Origin of the sequence: Variovorax sp. 278MFTsu5.1, assembly GCF_048305045.1 — a bacterium.
Classification (GTDB): domain Bacteria; phylum Pseudomonadota; class Gammaproteobacteria; order Burkholderiales; family Burkholderiaceae_C; genus Variovorax; species Variovorax guangxiensis.
In genome coordinates, this window is record NZ_CP157622.1 from 3,749,368 (window position 1) to 3,774,682 (window position 25,315).

At 68.5% G+C, this 25,315-nt stretch carries 26 protein-coding genes; 14 read left to right on the plus strand and 12 right to left on the minus strand.

The genetic code is table 11. From position 1 onward, the window contains the following. Positions 1–24: 24 nt before the first annotated feature. Positions 25–669 (minus strand): hypothetical protein, encoded by a 645-nt coding sequence (locus ABL844_RS17405; protein WP_126020253.1) that lies wholly within the window; start codon positions 667–669, stop codon positions 25–27. 4 nt (positions 670–673) lie between these two features. Continuing rightward, complete coding sequence (locus ABL844_RS17410; RefSeq protein ID WP_093194980.1) at positions 674–985, minus strand: phosphopantetheine-binding protein; 312 nt, start codon at positions 983–985, stop codon at positions 674–676. Positions 986–1,085: 100 nt separating this feature from the next. Here ABL844_RS17410 and ABL844_RS17415 point away from each other — a divergent pair, with 100 nt between their 5' ends. Then, positions 1,086–2,606 carry a helicase HerA-like domain-containing protein gene (locus ABL844_RS17415; RefSeq protein ID WP_418116546.1) on the plus strand — a complete coding sequence of 507 codons (1,521 nt, stop codon included), beginning with the start codon at positions 1,086–1,088 and terminating at the stop codon, positions 2,604–2,606. Between the two features lie 31 nt (positions 2,607–2,637). Here ABL844_RS17415 and ABL844_RS17420 read toward each other — a convergent pair whose 3' ends face one another. The 3 genes from ABL844_RS17420 to ABL844_RS17430 all read right to left on the minus strand — a co-directional run bounded on the left by ABL844_RS17420 (position 2,638) and on the right by ABL844_RS17430 (position 4,252). Then, positions 2,638–3,279 carry an NrsF family protein gene (locus tag ABL844_RS17420; protein WP_418128315.1) on the minus strand — a complete coding sequence of 214 codons (642 nt, stop codon included), beginning with the start codon at positions 3,277–3,279 and terminating at the stop codon, positions 2,638–2,640. Then, the gene (locus tag ABL844_RS17425) at positions 3,276–3,866 is read right to left on the minus strand and encodes a sigma-70 family RNA polymerase sigma factor (protein ID WP_418121178.1); all 591 of its coding nucleotides are present in this window, start codon (positions 3,864–3,866) and stop codon (positions 3,276–3,278) included. The genes ABL844_RS17420 and ABL844_RS17425 overlap by 4 nt, the downstream gene beginning before the upstream one ends. A gap of 77 nt (positions 3,867–3,943) precedes the next feature. Then, entirely contained in the window at positions 3,944–4,252 is a 309-nt protein-coding gene (locus tag ABL844_RS17430) for a hypothetical protein (protein ID WP_184637634.1), read from the minus strand. A gap of 135 nt (positions 4,253–4,387) precedes the next feature. Here ABL844_RS17430 and ABL844_RS17435 point away from each other — a divergent pair, with 135 nt between their 5' ends. The 12 genes from ABL844_RS17435 (at position 4,388) to ABL844_RS17490 (ending at position 16,779) form a co-directional block, all read left to right on the plus strand. Further along, the gene (locus tag ABL844_RS17435) at positions 4,388–5,707 is read left to right on the plus strand and encodes a GTP cyclohydrolase II (protein ID WP_418128316.1); all 1,320 of its coding nucleotides are present in this window, start codon (positions 4,388–4,390) and stop codon (positions 5,705–5,707) included. Continuing rightward, the gene (locus tag ABL844_RS17440) at positions 5,704–7,113 is read left to right on the plus strand and encodes a URC4/urg3 family protein (protein WP_418128317.1); all 1,410 of its coding nucleotides are present in this window, start codon (positions 5,704–5,706) and stop codon (positions 7,111–7,113) included. Before ABL844_RS17435 ends, ABL844_RS17440 begins: the two co-directional genes overlap by 4 nt. A gap of 44 nt (positions 7,114–7,157) precedes the next feature. Next, positions 7,158–7,790, plus strand: a complete 633-nt coding sequence (gene upp, locus ABL844_RS17445; RefSeq protein WP_093194973.1) for a uracil phosphoribosyltransferase — start codon at positions 7,158–7,160, stop codon at positions 7,788–7,790. Positions 7,791–7,885: 95 nt separating this feature from the next. After that, the gene (locus ABL844_RS17450; protein WP_126020265.1) at positions 7,886–8,890 is read left to right on the plus strand and encodes a BMP family protein; all 1,005 of its coding nucleotides are present in this window, start codon (positions 7,886–7,888) and stop codon (positions 8,888–8,890) included. A 155-nt stretch (positions 8,891–9,045) separates the two neighbouring features. Further along, positions 9,046–9,930 (plus strand): 5'-methylthioadenosine/S-adenosylhomocysteine nucleosidase, encoded by an 885-nt coding sequence (locus ABL844_RS17455; RefSeq protein WP_418128318.1) that lies wholly within the window; start codon positions 9,046–9,048, stop codon positions 9,928–9,930. Next, positions 9,921–11,570, plus strand: coding sequence for an ABC transporter ATP-binding protein (locus ABL844_RS17460; RefSeq protein WP_418128319.1), 1,650 nt, complete (start codon positions 9,921–9,923; stop codon positions 11,568–11,570). Before ABL844_RS17455 ends, ABL844_RS17460 begins: the two co-directional genes overlap by 10 nt. Beyond that, the gene (locus ABL844_RS17465; RefSeq protein WP_418120483.1) at positions 11,570–12,634 is read left to right on the plus strand and encodes an ABC transporter permease; all 1,065 of its coding nucleotides are present in this window, start codon (positions 11,570–11,572) and stop codon (positions 12,632–12,634) included. Before ABL844_RS17460 ends, ABL844_RS17465 begins: the two co-directional genes overlap by 1 nt. Next, the gene (locus tag ABL844_RS17470) at positions 12,631–13,554 is read left to right on the plus strand and encodes an ABC transporter permease (protein WP_418128320.1); all 924 of its coding nucleotides are present in this window, start codon (positions 12,631–12,633) and stop codon (positions 13,552–13,554) included. The genes ABL844_RS17465 and ABL844_RS17470 overlap by 4 nt, the downstream gene beginning before the upstream one ends. Then, positions 13,554–14,027 carry a hypothetical protein gene (locus tag ABL844_RS17475; protein WP_418128321.1) on the plus strand — a complete coding sequence of 158 codons (474 nt, stop codon included), beginning with the start codon at positions 13,554–13,556 and terminating at the stop codon, positions 14,025–14,027. Before ABL844_RS17470 ends, ABL844_RS17475 begins: the two co-directional genes overlap by 1 nt. 23 nt (positions 14,028–14,050) lie before the next feature. After that, positions 14,051–14,506 carry a hypothetical protein gene (locus ABL844_RS17480; RefSeq protein ID WP_418128322.1) on the plus strand — a complete coding sequence of 152 codons (456 nt, stop codon included), beginning with the start codon at positions 14,051–14,053 and terminating at the stop codon, positions 14,504–14,506. Positions 14,507–14,536: 30 nt separating this feature from the next. After that, entirely contained in the window at positions 14,537–15,823 is a 1,287-nt protein-coding gene (locus ABL844_RS17485; RefSeq protein ID WP_418128324.1) for an amidohydrolase family protein, read from the plus strand. Between the two features lie 71 nt (positions 15,824–15,894). Beyond that, complete coding sequence (locus ABL844_RS17490; protein WP_184637621.1) at positions 15,895–16,779, plus strand: alpha/beta hydrolase; 885 nt, start codon at positions 15,895–15,897, stop codon at positions 16,777–16,779. On the opposite strand, the gene ABL844_RS17495 is transcribed toward ABL844_RS17490, so the two are convergent. After that, positions 16,776–17,600 (minus strand): NAD-dependent protein deacetylase, encoded by an 825-nt coding sequence (locus ABL844_RS17495; protein WP_260319259.1) that lies wholly within the window; start codon positions 17,598–17,600, stop codon positions 16,776–16,778. The genes ABL844_RS17490 and ABL844_RS17495 overlap by 4 nt on opposite strands. A 122-nt stretch (positions 17,601–17,722) precedes the next feature. On the opposite strand from ABL844_RS17495, the gene ABL844_RS17500 reads away from it, so the two are divergent. Then, the gene (locus ABL844_RS17500; RefSeq protein WP_418116559.1) at positions 17,723–18,145 is read left to right on the plus strand and encodes a GFA family protein; all 423 of its coding nucleotides are present in this window, start codon (positions 17,723–17,725) and stop codon (positions 18,143–18,145) included. Between the two features lie 13 nt (positions 18,146–18,158). On the opposite strand, the gene ABL844_RS17505 is transcribed toward ABL844_RS17500, so the two are convergent. From ABL844_RS17505 to clpA, 6 genes are all read right to left on the minus strand, one after another. Beyond that, the gene (locus ABL844_RS17505; protein WP_418128325.1) at positions 18,159–18,722 is read right to left on the minus strand and encodes a GNAT family N-acetyltransferase; all 564 of its coding nucleotides are present in this window, start codon (positions 18,720–18,722) and stop codon (positions 18,159–18,161) included. Continuing rightward, the gene (locus tag ABL844_RS17510) at positions 18,709–19,164 is read right to left on the minus strand and encodes a DUF3574 domain-containing protein (protein ID WP_418128326.1); all 456 of its coding nucleotides are present in this window, start codon (positions 19,162–19,164) and stop codon (positions 18,709–18,711) included. Before ABL844_RS17510 ends, ABL844_RS17505 begins: the two co-directional genes overlap by 14 nt. Positions 19,165–19,191: 27 nt before the next feature. Beyond that, positions 19,192–19,926, minus strand: a complete 735-nt coding sequence (locus ABL844_RS17515) for a CatB-related O-acetyltransferase (RefSeq protein WP_418128328.1) — start codon at positions 19,924–19,926, stop codon at positions 19,192–19,194. 23 nt (positions 19,927–19,949) lie between these two features. Further along, entirely contained in the window at positions 19,950–21,389 is a 1,440-nt protein-coding gene (sbcB, locus tag ABL844_RS17520; RefSeq protein WP_126020296.1) for an exodeoxyribonuclease I, read from the minus strand. Beyond that, entirely contained in the window at positions 21,390–22,835 is a 1,446-nt protein-coding gene (cls, locus tag ABL844_RS17525; protein WP_418128329.1) for a cardiolipin synthase, read from the minus strand. A 114-nt stretch (positions 22,836–22,949) separates the two neighbouring features. Beyond that, positions 22,950–25,271 (minus strand): ATP-dependent Clp protease ATP-binding subunit ClpA, encoded by a 2,322-nt coding sequence (gene clpA, locus ABL844_RS17530; protein ID WP_126020299.1) that lies wholly within the window; start codon positions 25,269–25,271, stop codon positions 22,950–22,952. Positions 25,272–25,315 lie beyond the last annotated feature (44 nt).

Here is a 25,315-nt window from a genome sequence, read left to right on the forward strand (position 1 = left end):
GCGGGGCCTGTGTCAAGGCCTGTTTCATTGGCCGCCGGGGCTGCTGTCAACCGACGACGTGCCATAGAACGCGCGCACCGCGTCCACGAGGCGCGTGCGTTCGAATTCGGGATGCAGCCGGTAGCGCACCAGGTGCTCGCCCACGAAGAGCAGCGTCACCATCACCGGCGACAGCACGTTGGCGAACAGCGACCAGTCGGAGAACGGCCGTGTCAGGTAGATGATGACCGAGGCCAGCACCATCACGGCGAAGAAGCCGGTCCAGATGCGCGTGAGCTGCGTGGTGTAGGAAAGCATGTGGCCGCGCAGCGGATGCACGCGCTGCGCGAACTGCGTGATCAGGGGCAATCCCTTGCCGCGCAGCGTGGAGCCGAACCAGCCGCACAGCGCGCCGTTGATGGCCACGTGCTGCATCACGTACAGCCGGTTGGGGTCGCCCGCCTCGCCGAGGAAGACGAGCGAGAAGCCGCCGATGCCCACTGCAGCAGCAATGGCGACGCCCCAGCGGCCGAACCAGCTGCCGGCCAGGCCCATGGCTGCGAGCCACAGCGGACCGAGCAGCACGACCACCGCCCACGGCTGGGTCGCGTGGAACAGCGTCATCCAGTGGGAGAGGCCGGCATATGCGACCCCCACCACCAGCAGGAGCGCTATTCGCCATCGGGACATGGGATCAGGTGGCTACGCGATGCTGGGCCACGTGTGCCGCGAGCGTGCGCAGCGACTGGAAGATCTGCTGGTTGCGTTCGTCGTCGGAACGCAGCTGGAAGCCGTAGCGGCGCGAGACTTCGAGCGCCACTTCGAGGATGTCGATGGAGTCGAGGCCGAGACCTTCGCCGTACAGCGGTTCGGTCGGCACGATGTCCTCGGGAGCGACCTCGAGATTCAGCGCGTTCACGAGCAGCACGGCCAGCTCTTTTTCGATCGGCGACTGTTCGGAGGCGTCGCCGTTGGCGGGAATGGGGGGCTGGGCAGTCGATGACAAAAAAACCTCCTAAAACTTTTTCCTGAACCACCGTGCGGGCCGTGGATTATAGGAGTGCCGGTTGATTAGACTGCCCGCTTCCCATACGACGGAGCGCCCCATGGCCGACCCTCTTCTGATCGCACGGCACGACACCATCGAGTGCAACCTCTTGCCCGGCCTGGCCAACCGCCATGGCCTCATCACCGGCGCCACCGGCACCGGCAAGACCGTCACGCTGCAGACCATCGCGCAGAAGCTTTCCTCCATCGGCGTGCCGGTGTTCATGGCCGACGTCAAGGGCGACCTGACCGGCATCAGCCAGAAGGGCAGCATCGGCGACAAGCTGGCCGCCACGCTGAAGGAACGCGGCATCGAGCTGCCCGAGCCCGCCGCCTGCCCTGTCACGCTCTGGGACGTGTTCGGCGAACAGGGCCACCCGGTGCGCGCCACGGTCTCCGACATGGGCCCGCTGCTGCTGGGCCGCATGCTCGACGTGAACGAAACGCAGGCCGGCGTACTGAACCTGGTGTTCAAGATCGCCGACGACAACGGCCTGCTGCTGCTCGACCTGAAGGACCTGCGCGCGATGCTGCAGTACGTGGGCGAGAACGCGAGCCAGTTCACCACCCAGTACGGCAACATCAGCGCCGCCAGCGTGGGCGCCATCCAGCGCGGGCTGCTGCAGATCGAGACCCAGGGCGGCGACAAATTCTTCGGCGAGCCGATGCTCAACATCGCCGACTTCATGCAGACCGTGGGCGGCAAGGGCGTGGTCAACGTGCTCGCGGCCGACAAGCTCATGAATTCGCCGCGGCTGTACGCCACCTTCCTGCTGTGGATGCTGTCGGAGCTCTTCGAGCAGCTGCCCGAGGTCGGCGACCCCGAGCAGCCCAAGCTGGCCTTCTTCTTCGACGAGGCCCACCTGCTGTTCAACGAGGCGCCCAAGGCGCTGGTGGAACGCATCGAGCTCGTGGTGCGGCTGGTGCGCTCCAAGGGCGTGGGCGTGTATTTCGTTACGCAGAATCCGCTGGACATTCCCGACACCGTGCTGGCCCAGCTCGGCAACCGCGTGCAGCACGCGCTGCGCGCCTTCACCCCGCGCGACCAGAAGGCCGTGAAGGCGGCCGCCAGCACCATGCGCCAGAAGCCGGGCCTGGACATCGAGACCGCCATCACCGAACTCGCGGTCGGCGAGGCGCTGGTGAGCCTGCTCGACGAAAAGGGCCGCCCCAGCGTGACCGAGCGCGTGTTCGTGCTGCCGCCGGCCAGCCAGCTCGGCCCGATCACGCCCGAGCAGCGCAAGGCGCTGATCGACGGCTCGCTGGTCGCGGGCATCTACGAGAAGTCGGTGGACCGCGAATCGGCCTACGAAAAGCTAAAGGGCCGCGCCGAAAGCGCGCCGGACGCCCCTGCCCCTGCCGCGCCGGGCGCCGCCAAGGGCCCCGCCGAATCCTCGGGTTCGGGCATGGGCGGCATGCTCAACGACATGCTCTTCGGCACCACCGGCCCGCGCGGCGCCAAGCACGACGGGCTGGTGCAGACCATGGCCAAGTCGGCGGTGCGCACCATGGGCACCTCGGTGGGCAAGGAGATCCTGCGCGGCGTGCTGGGCGGGATCTTCGGCAGCAAGAAGCGCTGAGAGCCCAGGAACCGGCCCGCCTGACTGCTGCCTACCAGCGCAGCAGGCGCGGCCCCAGCAGCGCCCCCACCAGCACGGGCACCGCGATCCCGCTCACGTACCACACGGCGAGGAACGGCGCGGTCAGCTCCATGCAGTGCAGCGCATAGACCGAGGCTCCCACGCCACCTGCCAGCGCGCCGACCGCCGCGCCCGCCAGCGCGGGCCGCGTGGGCGCCATGCCCTTGAGCGCGAACAGGGCGGCCGCGAACACCGGCAGCGCCATCAGCCCGATGCTCGCCGCGCAGATGCGCCACGACTGCCCCATCAGCGCCGGCATGCGATCGTCGGCCGGCATGGTGAACCAGGCTATCGCCGCCAGCAGCCACACCCCGAGCACCGGCAGCACCGCGCCCATCCAGGTATGCCGGGGCTTCACGCCCGGCCGCGCGAGCCGTTCGGCGGCCACGAAGCCGGCGGCCGCGATGCACAGCGGAAACAGCACCTTGACCCAGAACATCGGCCAGAACATGGCCTGCACGATGTCGTGCCGCACCCCGTAGCCGGCGAGCAGGATCGCGAACGAGAACGGAAGCCCCAGCAGCACCGCCAGCCAGATGCGCGAACTGGCGCGCCGGCGCGAGACGGCCACCTCGCCGTTGGCCAGCATCGAGACGAGGTCGTCGGTCTTCATGCCGCAGCCCCCCAGCCATTTCCGAAGCGGGCGGCCAGCGCCTTCAGCCCCCGGTGGATGCCGACCTTGACGGCCGATTCCGACATGCCGGTCAGGCTCGCGGCCTCGGCCACCGAGCGGCCCTCGATCTTGACGTGCACGATCGGCAGGCGCTGGCGATCCGGCAGGGTCTCGAGCAGGCCGCCGAGGTCGCGCTTCGCGTCACTGGCCTCCTGCGCCGATTCGGCGAACACGGCCAGGTCGTCGTCCAGCGGCTCATGCAAATCTTCGCGGGCCGACTTGGCGCGCAGCAGATCGATCATCTTGTAGCGCGCGATGGCGTGCACCCAGGCCGTCAGCGGCTGGTCGCTCTGGTAGGTATGGCGCTGGTTGTGCATGGCGAGCAGGCATTCCTGGACGAGGTCTTCCACTTCATCGGGCCAGCCAAAGAGGCGCTTGCCCAGAAAGGCGCGCAAATGCGCGCTGAGCTGCAGCAGGAAGTCGCGGTAGGCCTTCGCGTCGCCGTCGAGGCCGCGGAGGAACAGGCCGCGCAGCGCCGCTTCCACGTCGCCGGGGTTCTTCCTGCTGCCTACGGTGTTTCGTTCCATCGGGCTGGCTGGTTACAGCCTTGTCGAAAAAGTTCCGGCCGATTGTGCCGGGGCCGGCGGCGCCGGCAGGGGCTGCTTCAGGGTTGCTTCAAGCACTGCTGGATGATCGGGCCGATTCGCGCCCCGACCTTTTCCTGGTCCTGCAGGTCGGCCACGGAGGTGTCCTTCATGACGCTGTCGGCCGCGCAGGTGCACAGCTTCTTACGCTCTTCCTCCGACTTGTTCCCGCGCTCGCCCGCGCTCTTGACGCAGCTGCCGATGAAGCTCTCCCGGAAACTGGCCCTGAAGGCGGTATCGAAGCCTTCGGAGAAACCCTCCTTGGCCTTGTCGCAGCCGCTCAGGCCGAGCAGGCCCAGGGCGAGAAATACACAGGGAAGCACACGCATCGTTCTTTCCTCCATCGCATCCGGTCCATCCGCCGTCCCCGCGCATTGTTCCCCATTCGCGCCGCGGCTCGCGCGTGGCCCGTTGCTTGCAAGCCGCACGCCTGATCGGTACATTGCATTTTTTGAGGGCCACCAATGTCTGCTGACAGCACAACGATCCCTTCCGTCCCCGGCGGCGCCACCGGCGCGATGCCCCTCCCCCCGCTGCACCCCTCCACGTCGACCGGCCACATCCGGCTGACCTCGCACGCCGGCGGCTTCGGCGCGCTGCCCATCCGCTGGGGCGCAGCCACGGCAGCGGAGCGGGGGCCGGTGGTCGGCACCACCACCAAGCGGGCGCACCGCAACGTGATCGGCACGCACAGCGGCTCCTACAGCGTCTACCGGGCGCTCGCGGTGGCGGCCGGCGCGCTCAAGCGCGAGCACAAGGCCGACCTGACCAACACCGCGCCTACCGACACGATCGGCCCCTATCCGCAATGGAGCGAGCCGGGGCGCATCGTGTCGCTGGACCCCTGGGGCGCGCAGGTGGCCGAGGTGTTCGCCACCGAACTGGCGGCGGGCTACGACATCCGCCCGACCATCGCGATCACCAAGGCGCACGTGATCCTGCCGGAGGTGATCGAGGCGCTGCAGAAGGGCCGCCTCAAGGCCGACGGCAAGTTCCTCACCGCAGGCGGCGCCGCGATGGTGACCAAGGCCGCCATCGAGCCCGTGTGGTACCTGCCCGAGGTGGCGCGCCGCTTCGGCTGCTCCGAAACCGACCTGCGCCGCACGCTCTTCGAGGAAACCGGCGGCATGTACCCCGAGCTGGTCACGCGCTCCGACCTCGAGGTGTTCCTGCCGCCCATCGGCGGGCAGACGCTCTACATCTTCGGCAACCCGCGCGACCTGGCCAACCCCGAGGTCGAGCTCACCGCGCGCATCCACGACGAGTGCAACGGCTCGGACGTGTTCGGCTCCGACATCTGCACCTGCCGGCCGTATCTCACGCACGCGATCGAGGAATGCATCCAGGGCGCGCAGCGCGGCGGCGTCGGGCTCATCGCCTATTCGCGCAAGGAAGGCCGCGCGCTGGGCGAGGTGACCAAGTTCCTGGTCTACAACGCACGCAAGCGCCAGGTGGGCGGCGACACGGCCGACCAGTATTTCGCGCGCACCGAGTGCGTGGCCGGCGTGCAGGACATGCGCTTCCAGGAGCTGATGCCCGACGTCTTCCACTGGCTCGGCATCAAAAAAATCCATCGGCTCGTGTCGATGAGCAACCTGAAATTCGACGCGATCACCGGCTCGGGCATCGAGATCGGCGAGCGCGTGAACATCCCCGACGAATTGATTCCCGCGGACGCCCGCGTCGAGATGGACGCCAAGATGGCGGCCGGCTACTTCACGCCAGGCCCGGTGCCGGACGCAGAGGAACTGAAGAAGGCCAAGGGCCGAGGACTCAGCGAATGAACAGCAACCGAAACCACGACGACCCGAACCTGCCCTCGGACGGCTCCGGCAGCCTGCCGCCCGGCGGCGCGGGAGAGGTGGACCCCTCCATCGAATTCGCCGTCGACACCACCCATCCGGCAGGCGCGGCCACGCTGCTGCGCACCACCGCCGCGATCCGCGAGCGCGCCAACGCCCTGCTCGCTCGCGCGCGGCGCGGCGAGTCGCAGTGGTTCCGCATCGGCGGCGACGACGCACTCGAAGACGCGGCGCGCAGCGTAGCCGAGGTCACGCGCGAGCGCTATCCGTGGGACACCATCCCGTACCACAGCCGCTGGCGCCACTTCGAGGCCGGCAGCGTGAACCGCCTCGAGGAACTCGACAGGCTGCTCGGCAAGGTCGACGCACGCCAGCGCGCCAGCGCGCACATCGACCTGGTGCTGGTGAGCGTGCTGCTCGACGCCGGTGCCGGCGCCGGCTGGCACTACACCGAATCGGCCACCGGCCAGCGCTTCACGCGCTCCGAGGGGCTGGGCGTGGCGAGCTTCCACGCGTTCACGAGCGGCCTTTTCTCGTCTGACCCCGACCGGCCTTTCCAGGTCGATGCGGCCGGGCTGCGCGGCCTGGTCACCGAGCGGCTGGGCGACGCCTTCCAGGTGAGCGAGGTCAATCCACTGGTCGGCCTCGCGGGCCGCGCTGTGTTGCTGCGCCGGCTCGGCGAGGCGATGAGCGAGCAGCCCGAGACCTTCGGCGACGAAGGCCGGCCCGCCGGCATGTTCGATGCACTGGTGGCGCCTTTCGGTGCGGCCACGCCACCCACCGCCGAGATCACGGCGCACCAGATCCTTTCGCTGCTGCTGGAGACGCTCTCGCGCATCTGGCCAGCGGCCAACGCGGTCGACAGCATCGCGGCCGACGGCAGCGACAGTCCGGGCGGCATCGGCTCGGGCGACCCGGCGCTGGCGCTCGGCGACTGCTGGCGCCACAGCGCCGTGCGCGGCCCCGGCCTCACCAATGGCTGGATGCCCTTTCACAAGCTCTCGCAGTGGCTCACGTACTCGCTGCTCGAACCCTTCGAGTGGGCCGGCGTGAAGGTGCGCCATCTCGACGCGCTCACCGCCCTGCCCGAGTATCGCAACGGCGGCCTGCTGATCGACAGCGGCGTGATCGTGCCGAAGGATCCGGCCTTCCTCTCCCGCACCTGGAAGGTGGGCGACGAATTCATCGTCGAATGGCGCGCGCTCACCGTGGCGCTGCTCGACGAGGTGGCGCCGCGCGTACGCAAGGTGCTCGACCGCACCGAGGAGGAGCTTCCGCTGGCCTGCGTGCTCGAAGGCGGCACCTGGGCGGCGGGCCGCGCGCTGGCACAGCGCTTGCGTGACGGTGCTCCGCCCCTGCTGATCGAGAGTGACGGCACCGTCTTTTAGACTCTCGGGTTCCCTGTCTTTCAGCAACGCCACAAAGAACTCCAATGAGCAGCAACGTCCACCTCCTCGACCACCCCCTCATCCAGCACAAGCTCACGCTGATGCGCCGCAAGGATGCGTCCACCAACAGCTTCCGCCGGCTCCTGAACGAAATCAGCATGCTGATGGCCTATGAGGTCACGCGCGACATGCCGATGCAGGACATCGAGGTCGAGACCCCGCTCGAAACGATGCAGGCCAAGGTCATCGACGGCAAGAAGCTGGTGCTGGTGTCCATCCTGCGTGCCGGCACGGGCATCCTGGACGGCATGCTCACCGTGGTGCCCGGCGCGCGCGTCGGCCACATCGGCCTGTACCGCGACCCCAAGACGCTGACGGCCGTGGAGTACTACTTCAAGATGCCCGGCGAGATGGAGAACCGCGACGTGATCGTGGTCGACCCGATGCTGGCCACCGGCAACTCGGCCGTGGCGGCGGTCGAGCGGCTGAAGGAGCTCAACCCCAAGTCGATCAAGTTCGTCTGCCTGCTGACTTGCCCCGAGGGCGTGGCGACGATGCAGAAGGCGCACCCGGACGTGGCGATCTACACCGCAGCGATCGACCGCGAGCTCAACAGCCATGGGTACATCCTCCCTGGCCTCGGTGACGCCGGCGACCGCATCTTCGGCACCAAGTAACCCCGCCCTCCAGCGCACACGCCATCGTCCGGTGGCCGCGGGCTGCCGGTGAGGCGGCCCCACAAGAAGATTTCCATACCTCGAGGAGAAGTACCGTGACCGCACGCCGTCAATTGATCATCCGTTCCGTCGCCGTTGCCGCAGCGCTTGCCGCGGTTGGCGCCCCGGGCCTCGCACTCGCGCAGGCCAAGCTAAAGGTGGCGGCGGTGTACACCGTGCCCTTCGAGCAGCAATGGGTGGGCCGCATCCACAAGGCGCTGAAGGCGGCCGAGGCGCGCGGGGAGATCGAGTACAAGGCCACCGAGAACGTGAGCAATGCCGACTACGAGCGCGTGATGCGCGAGTACGCCACCGGCGGCAACCAGCTGATCCTGGGCGAGGTGTTCGGCGTGGAGGCGGCGGCGCGCAAGGTGGCGAAGGACTTCCCCAAGGTCGCCTTCCTGATGGGTTCGTCGCTCAAGCCGCAGGCGCCCAACTTCAGCGTGTTCGACAACTACATCCAGGAGCCCGCCTACCTCAGCGGCATGGTGGCCGGCGGCATGACCAAGAGCAACCGCATCGGCATGGTCGGCGGCTTCCCCATTCCCGAGGTCAACCGCCTGATGAACGCCTTCATGGCCGGCGCGAAGGAGACGAACCCGAAGGTGGAATTCAGCGTGAGCTTCATCAACAGCTGGTTCGACCCGCCGAAGGCCAAGGAAGCGGCCTTCGCCATGATCGACAAGGGTGCCGACGTGATGTACGCGGAGCGTTTCGGAGTCTCGGATGCCGCCAAGGAAAAGGGCAAGCTCGCCATCGGCAACGTGATCGACACCCAGAGCCAGTACCCCGACACGGTGGTGGCATCGGCCCTGTGGAACTTCGAGCCGGCCGCCGACCGAGCGATCAAGCTCGTGAAGGAAGGCAAGTTCGCCGCCGAGGACTACGGCGTTTACGCGCAGATGAAATACAAGGGCTCCGAACTCGCGCCGCTGGGCACCTTCGAGAAGAAGGTTCCGGCCGACATCGTCGCGAAGGTGAAGGCCAAGCAAGCCGACATCCTCTCGGGCAAGTTCACCGTGAAAGTGGACGACTCGCAGCCGAAGTCCACCGCAAAATGAAGTACACCCCCAGGCTGCGCGCACTTCGTGTCGCTTCTTCTACCCCCTTGCAGGGGGCAACACCTGCGGCCCGGCAAAGCCGGTTCCGCGGTGTTCCCCGAACAGTCAGAGGCGTTCTTGCCGCCGCGGTACTCGGTATTTCGCTGACCGGCTGCGTGGGTGTCTACAAGGGCGGCGCCGTCGCCATCAACAGCAGCACCCGGCTCGACGATACGCCGCGCATCGCGGTGCTGTCGGCCTTCGAGCCGGAGCTGAAACTGCTGCTCACGCGCCTGCAAGGCCCGATGAAGCACAGTGTGAACGGGGTGGAGTTCACCACCGGCACGCTGGAAGGCAAGCCGGTCGTGCTGTTCCTCTCGGGCATCAGCATGACCAACGCCACGATGAACACGCAGCTGGTGCTCAACCGCTTTCGCGTGACCAACATCGTGTTCAGCGGCATCGCCGGTGGCGTGAACCCGTCGCTGCACGTGGGCGACGTCACCGTGCCGGCGCAATGGGGCCAGTACCTCGAGGTGCTGATGGCTCGCGAAACCGCGCCCGGCAAGTACAGCGCGCCACCCTTCATCACCGACGCCATGCTGCCCAACTTCGGCATGATGTTCCCGCGCCCGGTAGAGGTTCGCTCGGCGGCGCACCCCGAGATCCAGCGCAAGTTCTGGTTCGAGGCCGACCCGAAGATGCTGGAGGTGGCACGCAGCATCCGCAACGTCGACCTCGCCAACTGCAGCGCAGGCAAGTGCCTGCCGCGCAAGCCGCAGCTGGTGGTGGGCGGCAATGGCGTCTCGGGCCAGGCCTTCATGGACAACAAGGCCTACCGCGAATACACCTACAAGACCTTCCAGGCCAACGTGCTCGACATGGAGACCGCCGCCGTGGGCATGGTCGCCTACAGCAACGGCGTGCCCTTCATCGCCTTCCGCTCGCTCAGCGACCTCGCGGGCGGCGGCGACGGCGAGAACGAGATGGGCACCTTCATGGGCATCGCGGCGGACAACTCCGCCAAGGTCATGCTGGCCTTCCTGGCCGCGTGGAAGTGACGGCACCTGCGTCGTCGCTCCCTCCGGCGGGGGGAGCAAGTGCCACCGTCCTGCGCCTGCAGGGCATCACCAAGCGCTTCGGCAGCCTCGTCGCCAACGACGCGGTCTCGCTCGACCTGAAGTCCGGCGAAGTGCTCGCGCTGCTTGGCGAGAACGGCGCGGGCAAATCCACGCTGATGTCCATTCTTTTCGGCCACTACGTCGCCGACGAGGGCGGCATCGAGGTCTTCGGCGCGCCGCTGCCGCCGGGCAACCCCAAGGCCGCGCTGGCGGCCGGCGTGGGCATGGTGCACCAGCACTTCACGCTGGCCGACAACCTGAGCGTGCTCGACAACGTGATGATGGGCACCGAGCCGCTGTGGCGCCCGGTGTCGCGCCGCGCCGCCGCGCGCGAGCGGCTGCTCGACGTGGCGAGGCGCTTCGGCCTGCCGGTGCAGCCCGACGCGCTGGTAGGAAGCCTCTCGGTCGGCGAGCGCCAGCGCGTGGAGATTCTCAAGGCGCTGTACCGCGGAGCGCGCATCCTCATCCTCGACGAGCCCACCGCCGTGCTCACGCCGCAGGAGAGCGAGGCGCTCTTCGCCACGCTCGCGCAGATGGTGGCGCAGGGGTTGTCGGTGATCTTCATCAGCCACAAGCTCGACGAGGTGCTGCGCGTGTCGCACCGCATCGCCGTGCTGCGCGGCGGCAAGCTGGTGGCCGAGGCACGCACGGCCGACACCACGCAGGCGCAGCTCGCGCTGTGGATGGTCGGGCACGCGGTCGAGGCGCCGCAGCGCCGGCCTGCGAAATCGGTGGGCGATGCCGTCTGCGTGCTCGACCACGTGAGCACCACGGCCTCCGCCAAGGGCGACGGGCGCGACCGGCTGCGCGAGGTATCGCTGACGCTGCGCGCCGGAGAGATCACCGCCATCGCCGGCGTCTCGGGCAACGGACAGGTCGCGCTGGCCGAGCTGCTCTGCGGCACGCGTCGCGCGAGCTCGGGCATCGCACAGCTCATGGGCCGAGCGTTGCCGCCCTCGCCTGCCCGGCTGGTGCAGCGCGGCGTCGCACGCATCCCCGAAGACCGCCATGCGGTCGGCGTGGTCGGCGACCTGCCGGTATGGGAGAACGCGGTGTCGGAGCGGCTGCGCAGCCCCGTGTTCTCGCGCTGGTCGTGGATCGTGAAACGCGCCGCCGCCCGCCTCCATGCGCGGCGCATCGAAAAGGCCTTCGACGTGCGCGGTGCCGGCCTCATGGCGCCGGCTCGCTCGCTCTCGGGCGGGAACATGCAGAAACTGATTCTTGGACGCGCCCTGCTGGCACCCGAACAACCCGAGCCCGATGCCGGCCAGGACAAGGCCGACAGGAAGCACCCCAACCGAGCCCCGCGCCTGATCGTCGCGCACCAGCCCACCTGGGGCCTGGACATCGGCGCCGTCGCGTACGTGCAGCAGCAGTTGATCGCCGCGCGAGACGCGGGCGCCGCCGTGCTGGTGATTTCCGACGACCTCGACGAAGTGCTCGCGCTGGGCGACCGTGTGGCGGTGATGCACGGCGGCCGCCTGGGCGAAGCGCGCCCGGCCTCGGCCTGGACGCGCGAGGCCATCGGGCTGGCCATGGCCGGTGCGACAGCAGCTCCCGCCAAGGGAGCCTCGTCATGATGCGGCTCGAACGACGCCACGAAACCTCGCGCACGGCGTTGGTGCTCGCCCCCATCGGCGCGATCGTCTTCACGATGGCGATCAGCGCGCTGCTGGTGCTGTGGGCCGGCGCGCCGGTCGGCCGCACCTATGCGCTGCTGCTGCAGGGCGGCTTCGGCTCGGTGTTCGCGTGGAGCGAGACGCTGACGCGCGCGATCCCGCTGATCCTTACCGGGCTGGCGGCCACCGTCGCTTTCAAGGCGCGGCTCTTCAACATCGGCGCCGAAGGTCAGCTCTACGCCGGCGCGCTGGCTGCCGTCGCCGTGGGCGGCATGCACGGCGGCACCGGCTTCGAGCTGTCGCCGTGGCTGCTGTTTCCCTTGATGATGCTGGCCGCCGCCATCGCGGGCGCGCTGATGCTGCTGGGCCCGGCGCTCATGAAGAACAGGCTGGGCGTGGACGAGGTCGTGACCACGCTCTTGATCAACTTCATCGTGCTGCTGGGCGTGTCGGCGCTGCTCGACGGGCCGATGAAAGACCCGAGCGCCATGGGCTGGCCGCAGAGCGTGTCGCTGCAGTCCGACCTGGAGCTCGGCAAGCTCGTCGCGCAGACGCGGGTGCACACCGGCCTGCTGTGGGCGGTGTCGCTGGCGGTGATGGTGTGGGCCATCTTCAAGTACACGGTGCTGGGCTTCGACATCCGCGCCGTGGGCGCGAACGCGCGCGCCGCCGCCTTCGCGGGGGTGCCGGTGACGCGCACGGTGGTGATGGTGGCGCTGCTCTCGGGTGCGCTGGCCGGGCTGGCGGGCGCCATAGAGGTGGCGGGCCGCACCAGCTACGTCACGCTCGACATGTCACCGGGCTATGGCTACACCGGCATCGTCATCGCGATGCTGGCGGGGCTGCATCCGCTGGGCGTGATCGCAGCCGCCGTGTTCGTGGCGGGCGTGCTGGTCGGCGCCGACACCATGAGCCGCGCGGTGGGCGTTCCGACCTACATCGCCGACGTGATCGTCGCGGCCTCGCTGATCGCGGTGCTGGTGGCGACGCTGCTCACGCAGTACCGGGTGAGGATGTCGAAATGAGCGACCTGCTCGACATTCTTTCCAACGCCGCCTTCTGGGTCGCGGTGCTGCGCATCGCCACGCCGCTCATCCTGGGCACGCTCGGCGTGCTGCTGTGCGAGCGCGCGGGGGTGCTCAACCTCGGCATCGAGGGGATCATGGTCGCGGGCGCCTTCACCGGCTGGCTCGCGGTGTACGCGGGCGCGCCGCTGTGGGTGGGCGTGGGCGTGGCCGCGCTCGCGGGCATGGTGTTCGGGCTGCTGCACGCCTTCCTGACCGTGGGGCTGGCGCTATCGCAGCACGTCTCGGGGCTGGGCATCACGCTGCTGGCGACCGCGCTGAGCTACTTCGGCTATCGCGTGAGCTTTCCGAAGGTGAACACGCCGCCCACCATCACGCCCTTCTCGCCGATGGACTGGCTGCCCATCCCGATCCTGAACGCACAGACCGCGCTCACCCTGTTCGCGCTGCTGCTGGTGCCGGTGGTGGGCTGGGTGCTGTACCGCACGCCGCTGGGCCTGGCGCTGCGCATGGCCGGCGAGAACCCGCAGGCAGCCGAAAGCCAGGGCGTCTCGGTCGCGGCCACGCGCACCGGCGCCATCGTCGCGGGCTCGGCGCTGATGGGCGTGGCGGGCTCCTTCCTCACGCTGTCGGCCTTCAACGCCTTCTTCTTCAACATGGTGAACGGCCGCGGCTGGATCTGCGTGGCGCTGGTGGTGTTCGCCTCGTGGCGCCCGGGCAAGGCCCTGCTGGGCGCGCTGCTGTTCGCCTTCTTCGATGCGCTCCAGCTGCGACTGCAACAATCCGGCGACGCCGTGCTGCCCTACCAGATCTACCTGATGCTGCCCTACCTGCTGTCGATCCTGGCGCTGGTGCTGGTGGCACGCAAGGCGAGCTACCCGCAGGCGCTGATGAAACCGTACCGCAAGGGGGAACGCTGATGACCACGAGGACCGCCAACGCCGCTCGAAGGGCCCTGCTCTCGGCATTGCTGGCCATGCTCGCAATGGGCGGCAACGGCGCCCGCGCACTGGGCATGAACTACGGCTACGAGGCTTTCAGCACGGCCGACGCGGTGACCTGGGTGCAGATGTGCGGCACCTGGGGCAAGGACCACCAGGGCACCTACCGCGTAGTGCATGCCGAGCAGTACGCCCAGTCGTTCCTCTACGTGCAGTGGATGAGCCGCGACGCCAACGGCAGCCTGCGCGCCGAGCACACGGTGGCAATTGCAGAACTCGACAACGACCACGCGGAGATCTCGCTGTCCGACCTCACCTGCCGTGCCACGCCGCGCGGCATCGTCGTCACGGCAAAGGCCGATTCGGGGCACGACGAGAAGCTGCGCCGCGTGACCATCGAGGTCGGGCCTGCGCCAGGGCAGTACCGGTACCGGGCGCAGAACACGCGCTGAGACGCTGGCATCCGGGCGGTGAGGTGAACACGGCACTCCATCTGGACACGACGAACGGCTGTCTCTCGGCGGCCGGCGTCGTTGCCTGTACCGACACCCGCGCCGACAGCCTGCCAGACTCTTTCGCACGGACGGCCCAGGCCGTGCTTGTCGAAGGCCGGCTCGTCGACTGCGTCTTCGCACGCGCAACCACGACATCCGGCGACATGGCCGTGCAGCTCATGCTGCGCTTCGAAGAACTGCTGTTGGTCAGTTGCTCCCTGACTCTCACGACGCCCGCCCTGCGCAAGCTCGAGGACGCCGACTTCTACGGCAGCGTAGACCAGCGCTATCGCTTCCACGAGCGCTGGCTGGCCTCCATGGGCGTTTCCCGCAACCCGGCGGCATTCCCCTGGGGCCGTGCCGGCGTCGCCCGCGACCGCAGCGACAACGTGTACATCTACATCCACAACCGGAACAACCGCTGGGCTCTCCGATAGCCTCGCGAGGAACAGGAAAAGGCCCCCACGATGCTCGACCTCCTCATCACCAACGCCACCCTCCCCGACGGCCGCACCGGCATGTCGGTCGCCGTGCAGGGCGGACGCATCGCCGAAATCACTCAGGGCATGGATGCGCCGGCACACGAAACGCTCGACGCGCAGGGCCTGCTGCTCGCGCCCCACTTCGTCGACCCTCATTTCCACATGGACGCCACGCTGAGCTACGGCCTGCCGCGCGTCAACCAGAGCGGCACGCTGCTCGAGGGCATCGCGCTGTGGGGCGAACTCAAGCCGCTGCTGACGGCAGACGCGCTGATCGAGCGCGCACTGGCGTACTGCGACTGGGCGGTGGCCAAGGGATTGCTGGCCGTGCGCTCGCACGTGGACACCAGCGACCCCAGCCTGCTGGCAGTCGATGCGCTGCTGGAGGTCAAGCGCAAGGTTGCGCCGTATCTCGACCTGCAGCTGGTCGCCTTTCCGCAGGACGGCGTGCTGCGCTCGCCCGGCGGCGTCGAGAACCTGGAGCGCGCGCTCGACAAGGGCGTGGACGTGGTCGGCGGCATTCCGCATTTCGAGCGCACCATGGCCGAGGGAGCGGCGAGCGTGAAGCTGTTGTGCGAGCTTGCCGCGGCGCGCGGCAAGCTGGTCGACATGCACTGCGACGAGTCGGACGACCCGCTTTCGCGCCACATCGAGACGCTGGCCTTCGAAACCCAGCGCCTGGCGATGCAAGGCCGCGTGACCGGCTCGCACTGCACCTCCATGCACTCGATGGACAACTACTACGTGAGCAAGCTGCTAGCGCTGATCGCGCAGAGCGGCGTGTCGGTGGTGTCCAACCCGCTCATCAACATCACTCTGCAGGGCCGCCACGACACCTACCCCAAGCGCCGCGGCATGACGCGCGTGCCCGAACTCATGGCGGCCGGCGTTAACGTCGCCTTCGGCCACGACTGCGTGATGGACCCCTGGTACGGCATGGGCTCGGGCGACATGCTCGAAGTGGCGCACATGGGCCTGCACGTGGCGCAGATGACGAGCCAGGACGGCATCCGCCAGTGCTTCGAGGCGGTGACGACCAACGCGGCGCGTGTGATGCACCTGGAGAACTACGGCCTCGAGGCCGGCCGCGACGCCAGCTTCGTGCTGCTGCAGGCGCGCGACCCGGTCGAGGCGATCCGCCTGCGCGCCGCGCGGCTCAAGGTGTTCCGCAAGGGCCGCCTGCTGGCCGAGACGCCGGCCGCCACGGCCAGCCTGCACCTTCCGGGCCGGGGCGCCTCAACGAGCTGGATGGCGCCGAAGCACGCCGGTTGAACCCCAGGGCCAGCCCTGCTACAGGGCCGGCGCGAAAATCCTGCCCTCATCGGTCCACCGGGAGCCTTTTCATGAAGCGTCTTGCACGGATCTGCGCGACCTGGCTGCTGGCGCTGGCGTTCGCGCCGGCCAACGCGCAGCAGCCCGGCGGAGAAACGGCCGCGCCGCCCGCCGGGGTGCGCCTGCTGGCAGACCAGCCCTACGGCCCCGATCCGCGCCAGCGCATGGACGTCTACCTGCCGCCGAAGGCGCAGCAAGGCGCGCCGGTGCTCGTGATGGTCCACGGCGGGGCCTGGATGTTCGGCGACAAGGCAGCCGCATCCGTGGTCAACCGGAAGATCGCGCACTGGGTGCGCGAGCAGGGCTTCATCCTCGTTTCGGTGAGCTACCGCTTCGTGCCGCAGGTCGACGTGATGCAGCAGGCGCAGGACGTGGCGCGTGCCGTCGCCACCGCGCAGGCGAATGCACCGTCGTGGGGCGGCGACGCCGGCCGCTTCGTGCTCATGGGCCATTCGGCTGGCGCGCACCTCGTCGCCCTGCTCAGCGCATCGCCTTCCATCGCGCGACAGCAAGGCGCCCGCCCCTGGCTCGGCACCGTGGCGCTCGACAGCGCGGCGCTGGACACGGCCGCGCTGATGCAGCGCCGGCACATGCCCTTCTACGACCGCGTGTTCGGCAGCGACCCCGCCTTCTGGCGCAGCGTGTCGCCCTCCGACGCGCTCGCACCTGGCGCGCCGCCGATGCTGCTGGTGTGCTCCACGCAGCGCCGCGACGGCTCGTGCACGCAGGCGCGGCAGTTCGCGGCACGCATCGGGGCAACGGGTGGCCGTGCGGAGGTGGTGCCGGAAGATCTTTCGCACGCGCAGATCAACGACGAACTGGGGCAGCCCGGCGCATATACCTCGGCGGTGGATGCCTTCGTCCGCTCGCTGACCGGGACGCCCGGCCGGAGCTAGGCCAGCTGCCGCGCGAGCGTCGTCAGCGCCTCGCCGACAGGCTGCTCGACCTTCAGCGAAAGCAGCGCGTCGGCCCGCGTGCGCCCCAGGTTCACGGCCGCCACCGGCTTGCCTGCCGCGGCGGCCGCCTGCACGAAGCGGAAGCCCGAATAGACCATCAGCGAAGAGCCGGCCACGAGCACCGCATCGGCCTCTTCGAGCGCGGCGAAGGCGGCTGCGACGCGCTCCTTCGGCACGCTCTCTCCGAAGAACACCACGTCGGGCTTGAGCAGGCCACCGCAGTGCGGGCAGGCGGGCACGTCGAAAGTGGAGAAATCGCGGCCTTCGAGGTCGGCGTCGCCGTCGGGTGCGGCGCGGGCTTCCAGCTCGGCCCAGCGCGGGTTGCGCCGCCGCAGTTCGAGCTGCAGTTCGGAGCGCGGCGTGCGCCGCTCGCAGCCCATGCAGCGCACGGTGTCGATGCGCCCGTGCAGGTCGACGGTGCCGCGGCTGCCGGCCGCATCGTGCAGGCCGTCGACGTTCTGCGTGAGGAGCAGGCCGACGCGCCCCGCGTCGCCCAGCTTCGCCAGCGCGCGGTGCGCGGCGCCGGGCCGTGCGCCCGCCATGGTCGGCCAACCGATCAGGCTGCGCGCCCAGTAGCGCTTGCGCGTGGATTCCTCGCCCATGAAGGCCTGGTAGGTGACGGGCGACGGGCGCTTCCACTCGCCGTCGAGGTCGCGGTAGTCGGGAATGCCCGATTCAGTGCTGCAGCCTGCGCCGGTGAGCACGAAGAGCTTGCGGTGGCGCGTGGCGAAGTCGGCCAGCGCGGCGGAATTGGCGTCCATGCGGGCGAGCATACGTGGGCGCGCCGTGGGCCGCTCGCGCCGGGGATTGGCGGCAGCCGGCATTGCGTACGGCAGCCTGCGTTCCTAGGATGGCGGTCTTTCCCTCGAAGGAGCCAGTTCGCATGATGAAAGTACAGGGCGCCTGCCATTGCGGCCGGATCAGCTACGAAGCCGAGGTCGATCCCGAGAAGGTCGGGCTGTGCAACTGCACCGACTGCCAGGTGCTCTCGGGCACGGCGTATCGCGTGTCGGTGACGGTGCCCGCCGCCGGCTTCAGGCTGCTGAGCGGCAAGCCCCGCGGCTACGTGAAGACGGCCGACAGCGGCGTGCTGCGCCGGCAGAGCTTCTGCGAGAACTGCGGTACGCCGGTCTGGGCCAGCGCCGACAGCGACACGCCTCCCAGCTACACGCTTCGCATCGGCCCGCTGGCGCAGCGCGCACTGCTGGCCCCGCGCCACCGGATATGGTGCCGCTCGGCGCTGGCGTGGTCCGAGAACCTGAGCGGGCTGCCTGCAGCGGACGCGGAACCCGCGCCATCGGCCTGACAAGCTCCAAGGGTCAGGCCCGGCCCTCGCCGAGGTCGCACCACATGTGCACCTTTCCAAGCAAGGCACCACCGAGCGCAATGGCCATCGGCTCGACGCCGAAGCTGCGGAAGCCGCAGTCCTCGTAGAGTTTCTGCGCGGCTTCGTTGCCCTCGGTGACGGTGAGCTGCACCACCCGCAGGCCGGCGCGCGCCCGCGCGTGGTCGAGCAAGGCCAGCACCAGCCGGCGGCCGAAGCCCACGCGTCGCGCAGAGGCCTTCACCGACATGCCGAACAGCGTGGCCTTGTGGCTGGCTCGCTCGCGCGTCTCGAAGCTCAGGCCAGCCGCGCCGACCAGCGCGCCGCTGTCGTCGAATGCGCCGTAGACCACGCTGTCGCCGCTCGCACCATCTGCGGCCCCGAGGCGCTCCATCCACCAGCTCAGCGGCAAGGCGGCACGCTCCTCCACCGTGGAGGTGAAGGCGCTGGGGTCCCTGGCGTAGGCGTCGAGCATCACGGCGCGATAGGCCTCGGCGTCGGCCGCGCTCAGGCGGCGGACGACGTTGCGATCGCGCGGCAAGGCCTCAGAAACGGACACAGACAGCCTGCCTCTCCTGCAGCACGGCTTCCTGCGCGAACCTCTGGCGGTACGCGCCGATGATGGCGGCGATGGCGGCGTCGTCCTTCTCGCTGCGCGCATGCAGCAGCACGACCAGCTTGGAGCGCTCGCGCACCACCTCGCCCGACACGCCGCGCCACTGGCCCGCCGCATCGATCACCGTCAGGCCCTGCGGGAACGCGGGTGTCACGGCACCGTCGAGGAAGGCGGTCCACTCGGCGTCCGACACCTGGCCGCCCGAGGGAATGGCACGGCCGAAAAACAGGGTGTCGCGCTCGAAGGTCTCGAAGCCGCTCCCGCAGGCCCTTGCGCCGCCGGACCCCGGGGGCGGCAAGGTGCCGCAGCCGGCCAGCGCCAGGGTGGCCCCGGCGGCCGCAAGCGCGACACGGGCAGCAGACAGGGTCGCTCTTCTGGTTGTCATGCGCGCACCTCCTTGCATCGTCGTTGTTCAGCCCGGCAGAAAGACCAGCGGCGCGGGCTGGCCCTCGGCGGGCGGCTGGCCGCGGTCGAGCAGCCGCCAGCCGGGATTCCAGCGCGAAAGGCGGTTTTCGGCAACGGCCTCCTCCAGCATCGACTGGGCGGCTTCGGGGTGCTGCCAGTCCAGCGCCAGAGTGCGCAGGTCCCAATTCCACCAGGGGCAGGTGCGGATGCGCTCGACCAGTGCGTCGGGAAAGCGCTGGCGGATCACCTTGGCGGGCACGCCGCCCACCACGGTGAAGGGCGCCACGTCGCGCGTCACCACCGCGCCCGCGCCGATCACCGCGCCGTCGCCGATGGCGATGCCGCTCTTGAGGCTGACGCGCGAGCCGATCCACACGTCGTTGCCGATGGTCACCGGCGAGTGCGACGGAAACTGGCCGACCGACTGGTGGCGGTACGGCTCGGGGAAATTAGGCGCATAGGCCAGCATGTGCGTGGTGAACCAGTCGGCCGGATGGTCCGACAGGGTCTGCACGCCGTCGCCGATGGAGCAATAGCGCCCCATGCGCACGTCGACGAGCAGCGCGCCGGGCGAGATGCTCGTATACGCACCCACGGAGCAACTCGCATGCAGCTGGGCCGAGTGCCAGATGCGCACCGGAGTCTCGAAGCGGAACGGCGTCGGCAGAAGGCAGCCGTCGGACAGGAAGAGCCCGTAGCTTTCGAGCCCCTTCGACAGTTCGGTGTTGATCGTCAGGCTCATGGCTGGGCGCTCGGTTGCGTTGCTCAGGCCTCGGGCGCGATGGCCTCGGCGTATTCGTAGAGCGCGCCGAGGATTTCTTCTCCACGCTCGTCGGCGTTCTCGGAGAGCGCGTCGACTTCGCTGAACAGCATCTCGATGGTGCGCGCCCCGCCCTCGCCCTTGAAGAGCTTCGCGACACGCAGTGATTCCCAGCGCTCGGTCTCGTCCTCGTTCAGCAGCTGCGGCCAGTTGCGCGCGCGATAGCGGAAGAGGATCTCTTCCAGACGGCCATCGTCGAAGCCCGTGCGATCCTTGGCCAGCTCCTCTGGCGACAAGCCGCGCAGCTGGTTCAGGCGCCGCCGGTCGGCGTTGCCGACGAAGCCGCCGTACAGGTCTTCGTCGACATCGGGCGTGGCCTCCCTGGGCCGGGCGTAGACCTGCGACCAGATCGCGCTCATGTCGGGCAGGTCGCGCGCAATGGCCGCGTGGCGCATCGCCGCTTCGAGATCGACGCCCCAGCGCTCGGCCATGGGCGCCGCGAGCGTGCGCAGGTTGCCGACCACCATCGGCGACTTGTTGAGGTGCACGCCCTTGATCGGCAGGCGCACCACGCCCTCGGGCAGGTCGGCCGTGCGGGTAAAGAGGCGCAGCCGCAGCGTCTCGACGTCGATGTCGCGCAGCTCGCTGGGGTCGTGGGCCAGGTCCCAGGCCAGCAGTTCGTTCTTGTTGGTGGGGTGGCTGGCCAGCGGCCACATCACTGCAAGGCAGCCGCGCTCGACCGGGAACATGCCCGAGACGTGCAGGAAGGGCTTGGCGGTCTCGCGCGTCGCGGGCAGGCCCAGCTCGGTGGCGACGCGGTCCTTCCTGTGCAGGCCGAAGGCGAAGTCGAACAGCTTGGGCTGCTTGCTGCGGATGAGGCGCGCCAGCGCGATGGTGGCGCGCACGTCCGACAGCGCATCGTGCGCCGATTCGTGCAGCAGCCCGTTGGCGCGCGCCAGGTCTTCGAGCTTGAAGCTGGGCTTGCCGTCTTCCTTCTTCGGCCACTCGATGCCCTCTGGGCGCAGCGCATAAGTGAGGCGCACCACGTCCAGCAGGTCCCAGCGGCCGCATTCGTTCTGCCATTCGCGCGCGTACGGGTCGATCAGGTTGCGCCAGAACAGGAAGCGCGTGACCTCGTCGTCGAAGCGGATGGTGTTGTAGCCCACGCCGATGGTGCCGGGCTGCGAGAACGCTTTCTCGATACGGGCGGCGAACTCATGCTCGGGAATGCCGCGCTCCAGGCACAGCTGCGGCGTGATGCCGGTGATGAGGCAGGCCTCGGGGCTGGGCAGGTAGTCCGGCGCGGGCTTGCAGTAGATCATCAGCGGCTCGCCGACTTCGTTGAGCTCGGCGTCCGTGCGGATGGCCGCGAACTGCGAGGGACGGTCGCGGCGCGGCACCGCGCCGAAGGTTTCGTAGTCGTGCCAGAGAAAGGTGTGGTTCATTCAGAGCAAGGGTGAAGACAGGCGTGCGATCGCGTCGCCGAGGCGGCGCCAGAAACCCTGGCGCCGGTTGGCGCGCACCGCGCCGGAGCTGTGCAGGTCGGTCTCGAACTGCGCCGCCAGCGGGCGGGTCAGCTCGGGGCCGTAGACCACCGCGCAGACCTCGAAGTTGAGGCGGAAGCTGCGGTTGTCGAAATTGGCGGTGCCGATCATCGCGCAATGGTCGTCCACCACCAGGGTCTTGGAATGGAGCATGCGCGCCTTGTACTCCCAGACCTTCACGCCGGCGGCGATCAGCTCGTCGAAGTACGAACGCGCGGCGGCGCTCACGACGGCCGAGTCGCTGCGCCGCGGTACCAGCAGGCGCACGTCGACACCGCGCAGCGCGGCGCTCGTGAGCGCCATCAGCGCGGGCTCGCCGGGCACGAAGTACGGCGTGGTGAGCCAGGCGCGGTGCGTGGCCGAATGGATGGCCTCGACGTGCATGCGGTGGATGGCTTCCATCGGGCTGTCGGGGCCGCTGGTGACGATTTGCACCGGGATGTCGCCGGCCTCCAGCTGCGGCAGCATGGCGTTCAGGGCATCGTCCATGCCGCGCGGGTCTTCACCGGTGGCGTAGGTCCAGTCTTCGAGGAAGGTGGTCTGCAGCCAGCGCACCGCGCTGCCTTCGACGCGCAGGTGCACGTCGTGATACGCGTCGGGGTTGGTGCGCTTGTCTTCCTCGTCGGTGATGTTCACGCCGCCGGTGAAGCCCACGCGGCCGTCGCACACCACGATCTTGCGGTGGGTGCGGTAGTTGGTCACAGGGCGCAGGCGGCGTCCGATCTTGGTGTCGTGGAACAGCGCCACCTTGACGCCCGCGTCGAGCATCGGCGCCATGAACTTGCGGCCTATGCGCTTGGAGCCCAGCGCGTCGATCAGCAGGCGCACCGTCACGCCCTCCTTCGCGCGTTCGATCAGAAGGTCGCGCAGCGCGGTGCCGATGCGGTCGGGCTCGAAGATGTAGTACTCGAGGTGAATGTGGTTCCGCGCGGCGCGCACGGCGTCGAAGATCGCGTCGAAGGTGCGCGCGCCGCCGGAGAGCAGTTCGACATCGAGCGCGCTGGACACCGGCAGGCCGCAGGTCGCGGTGCCCAGCTTGGCCATCTGTTGCAGCGCTGGAGGAGCGTCGCGCGCCGCGTCGCGCAGCCGCGCCACGTCGGCCTGGGCGAAGGCACTGGCGCGGCTGCGCAGGCGCTTCAGGCGTTGCTTCTTCAGCCGCTGCGGCCCGAGGAAGTAGTAGACGACGAAGCCCGCGAACGGCAGCAGCGCCAGCGAGAGGATCCAGCTCATCGTCGAGACCGGCGCGCGCTTCTGCATCACGATCCAGACCGACAACACCGCGATGTAGCCGCTCCATGCCAGGGAGAGGCCGGTTTTCCATTCGTGGCTGAGTTCGGGGAGGATCAAGGCGGAAAAACGGTTGGTGCTGGTGCGCGGTTCGATATGCGTGGCCGCAAAGAAAAAGGCCGGTAGCGATGCTACCGGCCTTTGACTTCATTGCAGAAACCGCTGCGGGCTCATTCAGCCTGCCGCTGCTTCCTCTGCTTCGGGTTTCTGCTTGCCTTCCTTCTTCGGAAGGGGCTGGATGTCGAGCAGCACTTCGTCCTTGTCGTCGAGGTCGACTTCGAGGCGGCCACCGTCGGTCAGGCGTCCGAACAGCAGCTCGTCGGCCAGCGCACGGCGGATCGTGTCCTGGATCAGGCGCTGCATCGGGCGTGCGCCCATCAGCGGATCGAAGCCCTTCTTCGCCAGGTGCTTGCGCAGCTTGTCGCTGAAGGTGACTTCCACCTTCTTCTCGCCGAGCTGGGTTTCCAGCTGCAGCAGGAACTTGTCGACCACGCGCAGGATGACCTGTTCGTCGAGCGCCTTGAAGTTGACGATGGCGTCCAGCCGGTTGCGGAACTCGGGCGAGAACAGGCGCTTGATGTCGCCCATTTCGTCGCCGGCCTGCCTCGGGTTGGTGAAGCCGATGGTCGCCTTGTTCATGGTCTCGGCACCCGCGTTCGTCGTCATGATGATGATGACGTTGCGGAAGTCGGCCTTGCGCCCGTTGTTGTCGGTCAGCGTGCCATGGTCCATGACCTGCAGCAGCACGTTGAAGATGTCCGGGTGCGCCTTCTCGATCTCGTCGAGCAGCAGCACCGCGTGCGGCTTCTTCGTGATGGCCTCGGTCAGCAGGCCACCCTGGTCGAAACCGACGTAGCCCGGAGGCGCGCCGATCAGGCGGCTCACCGCATGGCGTTCCATGTATTCCGACATGTCGAAGCGGATCAGCTCGATGCCCATGATGTAGGCGAGCTGCTTCGCGGCTTCGGTCTTGCCCACACCGGTGGGGCCGGAGAACAGGAACGAGCCGATCGGCTTGTCGCCCTTGCCCAGGCCAGAGCGCGCCATCTTGACCGCCGAGGCGAGCACTTCGAGAGCCTTGTCCTGGCCGAACACCACGCTCTTGAGGTCGCGCTCGATGGTCTGCAGCTTGCTGCGGTCGTCGTTGCTGACGTTGGCCGGGGGAATGCGCGCGATCTTCGCGACGATTTCCTCGACCTCGGTCTTGCTGATGGTCTTCTTGCGCTTGCTCGGCGGCAGGATGCGCTGGGCGGCGCCGGCTTCGTCGATGACGTCGATCGCCTTGTCGGGCAGGTGACGGTCATTGATGTACTTGGCGCTGAGCTCGGCCGCGGCCTGCAGAGCCGCCACGGCGTACTTCACGCCATGGTGCTCCTCGAAGCGCGACTTCAGGCCCTTCAGGATGTCGACGGTTTCCTGCACCGAAGGCTCGACCACGTCGACCTTCTGGAAACGGCGCGACAGGGCCGCGTCCTTCTCGAAGATGCCGCGGTATTCGGTGAAGGTGGTCGCGCCGATGCACTTGAGCTGGCCGCTGGAAAGCGCCGGCTTGAGCAGGTTCGACGCGTCGAGCGTGCCGCCCGAGGCTGCGCCCGCACCGATCAGGGTGTGGATCTCGTCGATGAAGAGGATGGCGTTCGGCTTGTCCTTGAGCGACTTGAGCACGCCCTTCAGGCGCTGCTCGAAATCGCCGCGGTACTTGGTGCCGGCCAGCAGCGCGCCCATGTCGAGCGAGAACACGTTGGACTCGGCCAGGATCTCCGGCACGTCGCCCTGCGTGATGCGCCATGCGAGGCCCTCGGCGATGGCGGTCTTGCCCACGCCAGCCTCGCCGACCAGCAGCGGGTTGTTCTTGCGCCGGCGGCACAGGATCTGGATGACGCGCTCGACCTCGTACTCGCGGCCGATCAGCGGGTCGATCTTGCCGTCCTTGGCCATCTGGTTGAGGTTCTGGGTGAACTGCTCGAGCGGCGAAGCCTTCTCGTTGCGCTCGCCGCCGCCCTCTTCACCTTCACCCGAGGGAGCTTCGCCGCTGCCCTTGACGGCTTCCGGCGGATCGCTCTTCTTGATGCCGTGGGCGATGAAGTTGACCACGTCGAGGCGGGTGACGCCCTGCTGGTGCAGGTAGTACACGGCGTGCGAGTCCTTCTCGCCGAAGATCGCGACCAGCACGTTGGCGCCGGTGACTTCCTTCTTGCCGTTGCCGGTGGACTGCACATGCATGATGGCGCGCTGGATCACGCGCTGGAAACCCAGGGTGGGCTGGGTGTCGACATCGTCGGTACCCGCCACCTGGGGCGTGTTGTCCTTGATGAAGTTGGTGAGCGACGCCCGCAGGTCGTCGACGTTGGCCGAGCAGGCGCGCAGAACTTCCGCGGCGCTCGGGTTGTCCAGCAAAGCGAGCAGCAGATGTTCCACGGTGATGAACTCGTGGCGTTGCTGCCGGGCCTCTACGAAGGCCATGTGCAAGCTGACTTCCAGTTCCTGGGCAATCATGTGATTTCCTTTTGCCTTGCTGTAAATAAGTTCTCAGATGGGTT